Annotated in this window: 10 protein-coding genes and 1 pseudogene; 7 read left to right on the top strand and 4 right to left on the bottom strand. The window is 69.0% G+C overall.

From position 1 onward, the window contains the following. Window positions 1-218: type 1 glutamine amidotransferase family protein (locus tag NHG85_RS19130; protein ID WP_502213730.1), on the bottom strand; the 218-nt coding region annotated here is incomplete at its 3' end. Window positions 219-325: 107 nt separating this feature from the next. On the opposite strand from NHG85_RS19130, the gene NHG85_RS19125 reads away from it, so the two are divergent. The 7 genes from NHG85_RS19125 to NHG85_RS19095 all read left to right on the top strand — a co-directional run bounded on the left by NHG85_RS19125 (window position 326) and on the right by NHG85_RS19095 (window position 8721). Continuing rightward, complete coding sequence (locus tag NHG85_RS19125; RefSeq protein WP_253335335.1) at window positions 326-1219, top strand: beta-keto acid cleavage family enzyme; 894 nt, start codon at window positions 326-328, stop codon at window positions 1217-1219. Window positions 1220-1276: 57 nt separating this feature from the next. After that, window positions 1277-2821 carry an ABC transporter substrate-binding protein gene (locus NHG85_RS19120; RefSeq protein ID WP_253335334.1) on the top strand — a complete coding sequence of 515 codons (1545 nt, stop codon included), beginning with the start codon at window positions 1277-1279 and terminating at the stop codon, window positions 2819-2821. 67 nt (window positions 2822-2888) lie between these two features. Next, window positions 2889-4394, top strand: coding sequence for a carnitine 3-dehydrogenase (locus NHG85_RS19115; protein ID WP_253335333.1), 1506 nt, complete (start codon window positions 2889-2891; stop codon window positions 4392-4394). Beyond that, complete coding sequence (locus tag NHG85_RS19110; protein WP_253335331.1) at window positions 4394-5350, top strand: ABC transporter permease; 957 nt, start codon at window positions 4394-4396, stop codon at window positions 5348-5350. The genes NHG85_RS19115 and NHG85_RS19110 overlap by 1 nt, the downstream gene beginning before the upstream one ends. A gap of 3 nt (window positions 5351-5353) precedes the next feature. Beyond that, entirely contained in the window at window positions 5354-6175 is an 822-nt protein-coding gene (locus NHG85_RS19105) for an ABC transporter permease (protein ID WP_253335329.1), read from the top strand. Window positions 6176-6185: 10 nt separating this feature from the next. Then, complete coding sequence (locus NHG85_RS19100) at window positions 6186-7808, top strand: ABC transporter ATP-binding protein (protein WP_253335328.1); 1623 nt, start codon at window positions 6186-6188, stop codon at window positions 7806-7808. 1 nt (window position 7809) lies between these two features. Beyond that, window positions 7810-8721, top strand: a complete 912-nt coding sequence (locus NHG85_RS19095) for an alpha/beta hydrolase (protein WP_253335327.1) — start codon at window positions 7810-7812, stop codon at window positions 8719-8721. Between the two features lie 297 nt (window positions 8722-9018). Here the strand turns inward: NHG85_RS19095 and NHG85_RS19090 are convergent, their stop codons facing one another. From NHG85_RS19090 to NHG85_RS19080, 3 genes and pseudogenes are all read right to left on the bottom strand, one after another. Beyond that, complete coding sequence (locus NHG85_RS19090) at window positions 9019-9951, bottom strand: sugar phosphate isomerase/epimerase family protein (protein WP_253335326.1); 933 nt, start codon at window positions 9949-9951, stop codon at window positions 9019-9021. Beyond that, a complete protein-coding gene (locus NHG85_RS19085) occupies window positions 9951-11459 on the bottom strand; it encodes a glycerol-3-phosphate dehydrogenase (protein WP_253335325.1) in 1509 nt (502 codons plus the stop codon). Before NHG85_RS19085 ends, NHG85_RS19090 begins: the two co-directional genes overlap by 1 nt. Further along, window positions 11456-11757 (bottom strand): annotated as a pseudogene (locus NHG85_RS19080) (carbohydrate kinase); the annotation flags it as partial. The pseudogene NHG85_RS19080 and the gene NHG85_RS19085, both read right to left, overlap by 4 nt.

The following is an 11757-nucleotide window of genomic DNA, read 5'->3' as shown; positions in this document are numbered from 1 at the left end:
ACCAGCGCGTCGCAACGCCCCGCCTCGGTCAGCGGCAGCTCGGCGGCCAGCCGCAACCCCGATGAGCTGCAGGCGGCCTCGCCGCCCGGCGTCGCCACACACCAGTCGAACAGCTGTCGCCCGGACAGGTTGCAGGCTGCGCGCAGCGGCTCGATGGCGCTGGCAAGCACCATGTTGGAGAAGCCGTCGAAGGGCAGAAAGACGATCCGAAAGGCCATGGTTGTCTTTATATGCAATGCATTTGGCCGGAATGGCAACAAGCTGGCGTCCGAAGGAGGCTAGGTTCGCCTCAATCGACATTTTCAATCCGATCGGAGGCGCGACCGTGAACTGGGACGCATTCATCACCTGTGCCGTGACGGGCTCGGGCCAGAGCCATCTCAAGAGCGACAAGGTGCCGGTGACGCCCGAGCAGATCGCCGCGGCCTGCATCGAGGCCGCCGGAGCCGGCGCGGCCATCGCCCATGTCCATGTGCGGGACCCCGAGACCGGCGCGCCCTCGCGCGATCCGGCGCTCTACCGCGAGGTGGTGGCGCGGGTCCGCGACAGCGGCACCGACGTGATCCTCAACCTCACCGCCGGGATGGGCGGCGACATCGTGCTCGGCTCGGCCGAGGCGCCGCTGCCGCTCGACGAGGCGGGCACCGACCTGATCGGCGCCACCGAGCGGCTGGTGCATGTCGAGGAGCTGCTGCCCGAGATCTGCACGCTCGACTGCGGCACGATGAACTTCGCCGAGGCCGATTACGTGATGACCAACACGCCCGGCACGCTGCGCGCCATGGCGCGGCGGATCCAGGCGGCGGGGGTGAAGCCCGAGATCGAGGTGTTCGACCTCGGCCATCTGTGGCTTGCCAAGACGCTGGTGGAGGAGGGGCTGATCGACGATCCGGTGCTGGTGCAGCTGTGCATGGGCATTCCCTTCGGCGCGCCCAATGATCTCAACTCGCTCACCGCGCTCACGAACAACATGCCCGAGGGCTGGGTCTATTCGATGTTCTCGATCGGCCGGATGCAGCTGCCCTTCGCCGCGCAGGCGGTGCTGGCGGGCGGCAATGTCCGCGTCGGCCTCGAGGACAACATCTGGCTGGAGCGCGGCGTGCCCGCTTCCAACGGCGACCTGGTGGAGCGCGCGGCGACGATGCTTTCGGCGATGAACGTCAACCTCATGACGCCCGCGCAGGTGCGCGAGAAGCTCAAGCTGAAAAAACGCTGGTAACCACCCCATAACATGCCGCGCGCGGCCCCGCGCCCGGTCGATTTCAGGGAGATTTGCATGACATTCACCGATATCAGCCGCCGCGGCTTTCTGGCCACCGGCACCGCCGCCCTCGCCCTCGGGCCCACCGCGCTGCGCGCGCAGGCCGGACCCAAGCGCGGCGGCGCGATCCGCATCGGCCATTCGGGCGGCGCCACCTCCGACACGATCGATCCCGCGACCTATGCCGCGGGGCCGGTGGTCACCGCCATGCTCGGCGGCGTGTGCAACAACCTCGTGGAGATCGACGCCGAGGGGCGGGCCGCACCCGAGCTGGCCGAAAGCTTCGAGCCCGACGCCGAGGCGCGGGTCTGGACCTTCAAGCTGCGCGACGTGGCCTTCTCGAATGGCGCCCGGCTCACTGCCGCCGACGTGATCGCCTCGTTCAACCACCACCGCGGCGAGGACACCAAGTCGGGCGCCAAGGGCCTGCTTGACCAAGTGGCCGACATCCGCGCCGATGGCGAGCGGGTGGTGGTGTTCGAGCTGACCGCCGGCAATGCCGATTTCCCCTTCGTCGCCGCCGACTACCACTTCGTCATCATGCCCGATGACGGGTCGGGCCGGATCGACTGGCAGGCCGGGATCGGCACCGGCGGCTACACGCTCGAAGAGCACGAGCCGGGCGTGCGCATCCGGCTCAAGCGGCGCGACGACTACTGGAAGGAGGACCGCGCCTGGTTCGACGAGGTGACGCTGCTGACGATCAACGACCCCACCGCGCGGCAGAACGCGCTGGTCACCGGCGAGGTCGACATCATCAACGGCGTGCCGCCCAAGACCGTGCACCTGCTGGGCCGCCGTCCCGGCCTGTCGCTGGTCGAGGTCACGGGCACCGCGCATTACCCCTTTCCGATGCATTGCGACACCGCGCCCTTCGACGACGTGAACGTGCGGCTTGCGCTCAAGCACGCGATCGACCGGCAGGAGATGCTCGACAAGGTGCTCAAGGGCCATGGCTCGCTCGGCAACGACCATCCGATCGCGCCGGGCAACCGCTTCCACGCCGCCGATCTCGAACAGCGCGCCTATGACCCCGACCGCGCGAAATACCACCTCAAGCAGGCCGGTCTCGACAGCCTTGATGTCTCGCTCTCGACCTCGGACGCGGCCTTCGCGGGGGCGGTGGACGCGGCCGTGCTGTTCCAGGAATCCGCCGGGCGTGCGGGCATCCGCGTCAATGTCGACCGCAAGCCCGCCGATGGCTATTGGTCGAACGTCTGGCTGAAGGACTCCTTCGCCATGAGCTACTGGAACGGCCGCCCGACCGAGGATTGGATGTTCAGCCTCGTCTATGCCGACGGAGCCGAGTGGAACGAGAGCCGCTGGAGCAATCCGCGCTTCAACGAGCTGCTGGTCGCCGCCCGGGCCGAGCTCGACGAGGGGCTGCGCGCCGAGATGTATCACGAGATGCAGGCGCTGTGCCGCGACGATGGCGGCTCGATCATCCCGATGTTCGCCAATTACATCGACGGCAAGAACGACCGCATCGCGCATGGCGAGGTCGCCTCGAACCGCTTCCTCGACGGCTGGAAGGTCGTCGAACGCTGGTGGGCCGTCTGATCCCGCCGCGCCCCGCCGCCCGACGGCGGCGGGGCATCTCCAAGGACTCTTCCGAAAGGCCCATCGCATGACCCGCACCCTCTCCCGCGCCGCCTGCATCGGCGGCGGCGTCATCGGCGGCGGCTGGATCGCCCGCTTCCTTCTCGACGGCACCGACGTCGCCGTCCACGATCCCCACCCCGACGCGCGCCGGATCATCGGCGAGGTGCTGGACAACGCCCGCCGCGCCCGCGCGCGGCTGATTTCCGCGCCGCCCGTGCCCGAGGGGCGCCTGAGCTTTCACGACGACATCGCCGGCGCGGTCGAGGGCGCGGAGTACATCCAGGAAAGCGTGCCCGAACGGCTCGATCTCAAGCACAAGGTCTTCGCCGCGATCGAGGCGGCGGCATCCCCGGAGGCGCTGATCGGCTCCTCGACCTCGGGCTTCAAGCCCTCCGAGCTGCGCGAGGGCGCCACCCATCCCGAGCGGATCTTCGTGGCCCACCCGTTCAACCCGGTCTACCTCGTGCCGCTGGTCGAGCTGGTGGGGTCCGGCCCGCAGGACGAGGCGGTTCTCGACCGCGCCGCCGACATTCTCGCCCGGACCGGGATGCACCCGCTCAAGATCCGCCGCGAGATCGACGCGCACATCGCCGACCGGCTGCTCGAGGCGGTCTGGCGCGAAAGCCTGTGGCTGGTGAAGGACGACATCGCCACCACGCAGGAGATCGACGACGCGATCCGCTTCGGCTTCGGGCTTCGCTGGGCGCAGATGGGGCTGTTCGAGACCTACCGCATCGCCGGGGGCGAGGCGGGGATGAAGCATTTCATCGACCAGTTCGGCCCGGCGCTGAAATGGCCCTGGACCAAGCTCATGGACGTGCCCGAGATGACCGAGGAGCTGTCGGCCAAGATCGCCGCGCAGTCCGACGCGCAATCGGGGCAGCACACGATCCGCGAGCTGGAGCGGATCCGCGACGACAACCTGATCGGCATCCTGCACGCGCTGCGCGCCAATGGATGGGGCGCGGGCGAGACGCTGCGCGCCATGGAGGAGCGCGCCTTCGCGCAGGCCCATGCCCGCGCCGCCCATGCCGCGCCCGACCCCGCCGCGCCGCTGGAGCTGCACCGTGCCAAGGTCGGCGGCGATTGGCTCGACTACAACGGCCACATGACCGAATTCCGCTACCTGCAGGTCTTCGGCGACGCGACGGATGCCTTTCTGGGCCATATCGGCATGGATGCCGGCTACCGCGCGCAGGGCCTGTCGGTCTACACGGTCGAGACGCATATCCGCCACCTCGCCGAGACCGGCGCGGGCGCGGATCTCACCGTCCGCACGACGCTTCTGGGCTTCGACGCCAAGCGCATCCGACTGCATCACGAGATGATCGACGGCTCCGGCACGGTGCAGGCCACGGCCGAGCACATGCTGATGCATGTCGACACGACAGCTGGCCGCGCCTGCCCGATGGGCGCGCCGCTGATCGACCGGCTGGCCGCGCTGGCGCCGGGCCAGAGCGCCCTGCCCGCGCCCGATCATGCTGGCCGCCCGATCCGCGACATCGGCTGGCCGCTCGGGGAGCCCGCCTGATGCATCCCCTTTTGCGCATGACGATGCAGCGGCTGGCGCTCGGGCTGCTGACGCTGTTCGCGATCTCGCTGTTCATCTTCCTGGCGATCGAGCTTCTGCCCGGCGACCTGACCGAGGAGATCCTCGGCCAGTCCGCCACGCCCGAGACGGTCGCCGCCTTCCGCCGCGAGCTGGGCCTCGATCAGCCGGCGCATCTGCGCTATCTCGACTGGCTCGGCGGCGCGCTCATGGGCGATTTCGGCACCTCGCTGGCCAATGGACGCGAGATCGGCGAGCTTCTGGCCGCGCGCTTCGGCAACACGCTCTTTCTCGCCGCCTATGCCGCGGCGATCTCGGTGCCGCTGGCGCTGTCTCTGGGGCTTCTCGCGGCGCTCTACCGCGGCAGCTGGTTCGACCGTTTCGTCAACGTGGCGACGCTGAGCTCGATCTCGTTCCCCGAATATTTCGTGGCCTATATCCTGCTGCTGTTTCTCTCGGTCAAATGGGGGCTGTTTCCCTCCATCGCCGATTTCGGCAGCGGCGCGGATCTGGGCACCATGCTCTACCGCACCTTCCTGCCGGCGCTGACGCTGGTGCTCGTGGTCACCGCGCACATGATGCGGATGACCCGCGCCGCGATCATCAACCTGCTGGCCCAGCCCTATATCGAGATGGCGCGGCTCAAGGGCGCCTCGCCCGCGCGGGTGATCCTGCGCCACGCCCTGCCCAACGCGCTGTCGCCGATCATCAACGTGGTGGCGCTCAACCTCGCCTATCTGATCACCGGCGTGGTGATCGTCGAGGTGGTCTTCGTCTTTCCGGGGCTGGGGCAGCTGATGGTCGATTCCGTGGCCAAGCGCGACATCCCGGTGGTGCAGGCCGCCTGCCTGATCTTCGCGGGTATCTACATCCTGCTCAATCTCGCCGCCGATCTGCTGGCCATCGCCACCAATCCGCGGCTGATGCACAGGAAATGACCGATGACGCTGACTGACATAAAGACCGCCCCGCCGACGGCCTGGTTCGGCATCGTGGTGATCGCGCTCTACATCCTCGTCGCCCTCTTCGCCCCCCTCATCGCGCCTTTCGGCGAGACCGAGATCGTCGGCATGGAGTTCGAGCCCTGGGGCGGCGCCTACCCCCTGGGCACCGACAACCTTGGCCGCGACGTGGTCTCCCGGCTGATCTGGGGCACGCGCAATTCGCTCGGCATCGCGCTGGCCACCACCGCGCTGGCCTTTGGCGCAGGTGCGACGCTCGGGCTTCTGGCGGCTGTGACCGGGGGCTGGGTCGATCAGATCCTGTCGCGGCTGGTCGACATGCTGATCGCGATCCCGGCGCTCTTGTTCGCGCTTTTGCTGCTGTCGATCTACGGCACCGGCATCGTCAACCTCGTGATCGTCATCGCGGTGATCGAAGCGACGCGGGTGTTCCGCCTCGCCCGCGCCGTGGCGATGGACGTGGTGGTCATGGATTACGTCGAAGCCGCGCGGCTCAGGGGCGAAGGGCGCGGCTGGCTGATGCGCCGCGAGATCCTGCCCAATGCCGCGGCACCGCTGATCGCGGAGTTCGGCCTGCGCTTTTGCTTCGTGTTCCTTGCGATTTCGGCCCTGTCCTTCCTCGGGCTGGGCATCCAGCCGCCCACCGCGGATCTGGGCTCGATGGTGCGCGACAACGCGGCCCTCATCACCTTCGGAGACATCACCCCGCTCCTACCCGCCGCCGCCATCGCGCTTTTGACGGTGAGCATCAATTTCGTCGTTGACTGGGTGCTGCACCGCGCATCCGGCCTCAAGGACTGAGAGGTTCAAGATGACCGATCCCCTCCTCACCATCCGCGATCTCAGGATCGAGGGCCGGCAGGGCCGAAGCTGGACCCCGATCGTCAAGGGCGTCGATCTCGAGCTGAAGCGCGGCGAGATCCTCGGCCTGATCGGCGAGAGCGGCGCCGGGAAATCGACGCTGGGCCTCGCCGCCATGGGCTATGCCCGCGACGGCACCCGCATCTCGGGCGGCTCGATCGACTTCGACGGGCAGGACCTGATGGCGCTGTCGGAACGCCGCAGGCGCGGCCTGCGCGGGCGGCGCATCGCCTATGTCGCACAATCGGCTGTGGCCAACTTCAACCCGGCGCACCGGCTGATCCGGCAGTTTTCCGAAGCCCCGACCGAGATCCACCGCATCAGGGACCGCGACGAGGCCGAGGCCGAGGGCCGCGCGCTCTATGCCCGGATGCGGCTCCCCAACCCCGGCGAAATCGGCTTTCGCTACCCGCATCAGGTTTCGGGCGGACAGTTGCAGCGCGCGATGACTGCGATGGCGATGTCCTGCCGTCCCGATCTCATCATCTTCGACGAGCCGACCACCGCGCTTGACGTCACCACGCAGATCGAGGTGCTGGCGGCGATCCGCGACGCGGTGCGCGAGTTCGGCACTTCGGCGATCTACATCACCCATGATCTCGCGGTGGTCGCCCAGATGGCCGACCGGATCAAGATCCTGCGCCATGGCATGGAGGTCGAGGAACAGCCGACCCGCGCGATGCTCGCCGCACCGCGCGAGGACTACTCGAAGTCGCTCTGGGCCGTACGCAGCCACGAGGCCGCAGCCCGCCCGGCCCCCGCCGAAGGCGAGACCCCGGTGCTGCGGCTGTCGAAGGTTTCGGCCGAATACGTGCGCGGCACGCGGGTGCTGCACGATGTCAGCTTCGACATTCCCCGCGGCCGCACCGTCGCGGTGGTGGGCGAGAGCGGCTCGGGCAAATCGACGACGGCGCGGGTGCTGACCGGGCTGCTGCCGCTCAGCACGGGGCGGGTCGAGCTCGACGGCGCGCCCCTGCCCGACCGGCTCGCCGGGCGGTCCAAGGATCAGCTGCGGCAGATCCAGATGATCTACCAGATGGCCGATACCGCGCTGAACCCCAAGCAGACGATCCGCGAAATCATCGGCCGGCCGCTGCGCTTCTATCTCGGGCTCAGGGGCGCGGCGCAGGAGGCACGGATCCGGGAGCTGTTGGACGCGATCGAACTCGACCCCGACAGCTATATCGACCGTCTGCCCGGCGCGCTTTCGGGCGGGCAGAAGCAGCGCATCGGCATCGCCCGCGCGCTGGCCGCCGAACCCAGGCTCATCGTCTGCGACGAGGTGACGAGCGCGCTCGACCAGCTCGTGGCCGACGGCATCCTGCGGCTCCTGCGGCGCCTGCAGGAGGAGCGGGGGCTGAGCTACATGTTCATCACCCACGACCTCGCCACCGTCCGTGCCATCGCCGACCATGTGGTGGTGATGCAAAACGGCGAGGTGGTCGAACAGGGCCCGCGGGACGAGATGTTCGCGCCGCCGCACCACCCCTATACCGAGACCCTGCTCGCCTCGGTGCCGCAGATGGATGCGGACTGGCTCGATACCGCGCTGGCCCGCCGTGGGGAGAACTGAGATGCGCGTGACCGATCCCGAGATCCTGCGCTTCATCGCCGAGACCGAGGCCGCCTACCCGGCCGAGGCCAATTCCGCCTCGGCGGCCGAGAACCGCCGCCATTACGACGCGATGTGCGCGGTGTTCCGCAGCCCCCGGCCCGAGGGGCTCGCCGTCACCGACAAGGCGGTGGCGGGGGTGCCGATCCGCCGCTACCGGCCGCGCGGCGCGGCGGGGCCCTTCCTGCTCTACCTGCATGGCGGCGGCTACGTCGTGGGGTCTCTCGACAGCCATGACGACGTCTGCGCCGAGATCGCGCAGGCCACGGGGGCGGAGCTGGTCGCGGTCGATTACCGCCTCGCGCCCGAGCATCTCTACCCCGCACAGCTCGACGACGTGGAAACGGTCTGGCGGGCCGAGAGCGCGCGCCGCCCCGGCATCGTCATGGGCGACAGCGCGGGCGGCGCCCTGGCGGCGGCGCTGTGCCTGCGCATGCGGCGCAAGGGCGGGCCGATGCCGCTGGCACAATGCCTGATCTATCCGGGGCTGGGCGGCGACATGTCCGCGCCCTCCTATGCCGAGAATGCCGAGGCGCCGCTCCTGCGCACCGCAGATATCGCGCATTACGCGGGCGTGCTGACGGGGGGCGACACGACGCTGCGCGAGACGGACCCCGAGCTGTCGCCGCTGCGCGCCGCCGATTTCGAAGGCCTGCCCCCGGCCCTCGTCGTCACCGCCGACGTCGATCCGCTGCGCGATGACGGCCCGGCCTTCGTCGAGGCGCTCACCGCCGCCGGCATCGCCGCAGAATGGCGCAACGAGCCGCAGCTGGTGCATGGCTACCTGCGTGCCCGCCATCGCAGCACCCGCGCCGGGCAAAGCTTCGAGGCGATCTGCGACTGGCTGCGGGGGCGGCTGCGCTTGATCGGCTGACCAGCCCGGTCGATGCCGCGCCGGTCCGCGACCATGCGCGCCGCCGGGGCCGCGCCTTACGGGCGGCGCGACCGGCTGTCGGAACTCGACGGGGTGATCGGCGTCACCATGGATATCGGCGGGAGGACCAAGGCGGCGCGCTCGCCTTTTTGCGCCTCAACGGTCACGGCTTCCTTCCACAGAGCCCGGAGGCCCCCGGGAGGGTGGAAGGGCCCGCCCCAAGCGAAGCGACCTCGGCGACCGAGGCCGTTCTCGCGCGATGGCCGGGGGCCGGCATGGCGCCGGTCCCGAAGGCCATCAGAGCTTCAGGTCGCCTGCCCCGCTCTCGATATGCGGCGCCCAGAAGGCGATGCTTTCGGCGATCGCCGGGATCACGTTTCGGTCGTCCGGTTCGCGCTCCTTGAAGGACAGCTCCAGGCAGATCTCGTTGTCGCGCGCGCCGCCCTCGGCCAACGCCGCCAGCAGCGGTTTGGGCTGTACCCGGCCGGTCGCGTTGTGCTCGGCGGTGAAGGGGCGATGCCCGCCCTTGTCCATCTTGGATTGCTTGATGTGGATGATCGGCGAAACCTCGGGCACCGCCCGCGCCCAGGCATAGGGATCGGTGTCGTCGGGATTCGGGCTGGTGACGTCGCCATGGTCGATATCGGCCATCATCCACATCGGCACCGCCATCCCGGCCGCGGTCAGCCGCTCCTGCAGCGCCAGGGTCTCGGCGATGGTCGGACCGAATTCGCGGCCGACGCTCATCGGCTCCCAGAACACGTAATCGAGCCCCGCCGATTTCGCGTGCTCGGCCACCTCCGCCCAGCAGTCGATGGCGATGCGGATCATCTCCTCGCGCCGCGCGGCATCGTCGAAATCGCGATAGGTCAGGATCGCGAACTGGGTTCCGACCGACCGACCGCCCAGATCGCCGATGATGTCGGCAAAGGTCTTGAACCAGTCGACATAATAGCGCCGCACATCACGATCCGGGTGGCCGAAATGGTTGAGACGGCCATAGGGGCCGGTCATGCCCGAGGTCACCCGCACACCGGTGCGCGCCAGCGCCCGGCCCATTTCGCGCGTCAGCCGGCGGATCACCGGGGCGGGCCAGGACGGGTTGATGAATTCATGCGTCAATTGCAGGTCGCGGATGCGCAGGTCGCGGGCCACGGTGTCGATCAGATCGCCCGCTTCGGCGAAGCGATTCACCAAAGGGTTGGTGTTGAGCGAGAGCGTCAGCGCCATCACGCGGCCTCCCTGAGCGTGCCGTCGAACCATTTGGAGAATTCCGCCTGCTCGGCAGCACTCAGCTGGAGCCGGTGCTTTGTGCGCCGCCAGATCACGTCCTCCGCGGTCCGGGCCCATTCATGTGCCGCGAGATAGCGCGCCTCGGCTTCGTAGAGCATGCCGCCGAAATGCCGTCCCAGCCCCTCGATCGAGCTGGCGCCATCCACGACCATATCGATCCGCGTGCCGTAGAGCCGGGCGTAGTGCCGGCGCAGATCGCGCGGCATCCAAGGGTAGCGGCTCCGCAGGCTCTCGCGGAAGGCCTCGAAATCGGCGTTCTCGATCGCGCCACCGGGCAGCGGCGCGTTCTCGGTCCAGTCGTCTTTCATGCCGGGAAAGAGGCCCTTCAGCTTGTGCATGCCCCGCTCGGCCAGCTCGCGGAAGGTGGTGATCTTGCCGCCGAACACGTTCAGGAGCGGCGCGCCGCCGGTCTCGTCGAGGTCGAAGACATAATCGCGTGTCACCGCCGAAGGGTTGCCCTGCCCATCGTCGAACAGGGGCCGGACGCCCGAGAAGCTCTCCAGCACATCCTCGCGCGCGAGCTTTTCCTTGAAGTAGCGGTTCACGGCGGCGAGCAGGTACTCGATCTCGGCCTCGTCCGCCGTCACCTCCTCGGCGCGGCCCTCATAGGCGACATCGGTGGTGCCGATCAGCGCCTTATCGCCCTCGTAGGGGTTGATGAAGATCACGCGCTTGTCGTGGTTCTGCACGAGATAGGCGTTGGAGCCTTCCCAGAACTTGGGCACCACGATGTGGCTGCCCTTGACCAGCCGGACATTGCGCGAAGAGTTCGCCCCGGCCACCCGGCGGACGACATCGGTGACCCAGGGACCTGCCGCGTTGACCAGGACGCGGGCCCGATGCTCGCGCGTTTCGCCGGTCTCGCTGTCGCGGGTGGTGACGATCCAGTGGCCCTCCGCGCGCCGGGCCGAGACGCAGGGGCTGCGGGTCAGCACCTCGGCGCCACGCTCGGCGGCGTCGACGGCGTTGAGGACGACGAGCCGCGCGTCATCGACCCAGCAGTCGGAATACTCGAAGCCGCGGGTGTACTTGTCGAGGATCGGCGCGCCTTCGGGGTCGCGCTTCAGGTCGAGCGTGCGGGTGCCGGGAAGGCGCTTGCGGCCGCCGAGGTGATCGTAGAGGAACAGCCCCAGCCGCACCAGCCAGGCGGGCCGGTCCTCGGGGCTGTGCGGCAGCACGAAGCGCAGCGGCCAGATGATGTGCGGCGCGTTACGCATCAGCACCTCGCGCTCGATCAGAGCCTCGCGCACCAGCCGGAACTCGTAATATTCGAGGTAGCGCAAGCCGCCATGCACCAGCTTGCCCGAGCGCGACGAGGTCCCCTCGGCGAGGTCGTCCTTCTCGCACAGCACCACGCTCAGGCCGCGCCCGGCGGCATCGCGGGCGATGCCGGCGCCATTGATGCCGCCGCCGATCACGAAGAGGTCGATGGGCTCGTCGGTCATGTCGCTGTCCTTTCATTGGCCGCCATCGCGGCCCGGTGTTGAGCGAGCCCGTCCCAGACCGGCGCCAGCGCGGCGCGGGCCCGGACATAGGCCGGAAAGAGCGAGGCGTAGGTGTCGCGCAGGACCGGGTCTGGCGGCTCGGCCGCGCCGAGCAGCGGCGTCACCCATTCGGCGATGCACGCCTCCATGTCCGGGTAGGCGCCGATCGCCACCGCCGCCATCATCGCCGCGCCTGCCGCGCCGGCCTCCTCGCGAGCCGAGACCCGCACCTCAGAGCCGGTCGCCGCCGCCAGCACGC

The organism is Limimaricola litoreus (assembly GCF_024159025.1).
Classification (GTDB): domain Bacteria; phylum Pseudomonadota; class Alphaproteobacteria; order Rhodobacterales; family Rhodobacteraceae; genus Limimaricola; species Limimaricola litoreus.
Note: the sequence above shows the minus strand (reverse complement) of the source record. Positions and strands in the feature narration are given on the sequence as shown.

Coding starts and splice junctions, on each gene's coding strand:
- NHG85_RS19120 (WP_253335334.1), top strand. CDS start 1,277: ATGACATTCACCGATATCAGCCGCCGCGGCTTTCTGGCCACCGGCACC.
- NHG85_RS19115 (WP_253335333.1), top strand. CDS start 2,889: ATGACCCGCACCCTCTCCCGCGCCGCCTGCATCGGCGGCGGCGTCATC.
- NHG85_RS19110 (WP_253335331.1), top strand. CDS start 4,394: ATGCATCCCCTTTTGCGCATGACGATGCAGCGGCTGGCGCTCGGGCTG.
- NHG85_RS19105 (WP_253335329.1), top strand. CDS start 5,354: ATGACGCTGACTGACATAAAGACCGCCCCGCCGACGGCCTGGTTCGGC.
- NHG85_RS19100 (WP_253335328.1), top strand. CDS start 6,186: ATGACCGATCCCCTCCTCACCATCCGCGATCTCAGGATCGAGGGCCGG.
- NHG85_RS19095 (WP_253335327.1), top strand. CDS start 7,810: ATGCGCGTGACCGATCCCGAGATCCTGCGCTTCATCGCCGAGACCGAG.
- NHG85_RS19090 (WP_253335326.1), bottom strand. CDS start 9,951: ATGGCGCTGACGCTCTCGCTCAACACCAACCCTTTGGTGAATCGCTTC.
- NHG85_RS19085 (WP_253335325.1), bottom strand. CDS start 11,459: ATGACCGACGAGCCCATCGACCTCTTCGTGATCGGCGGCGGCATCAAT.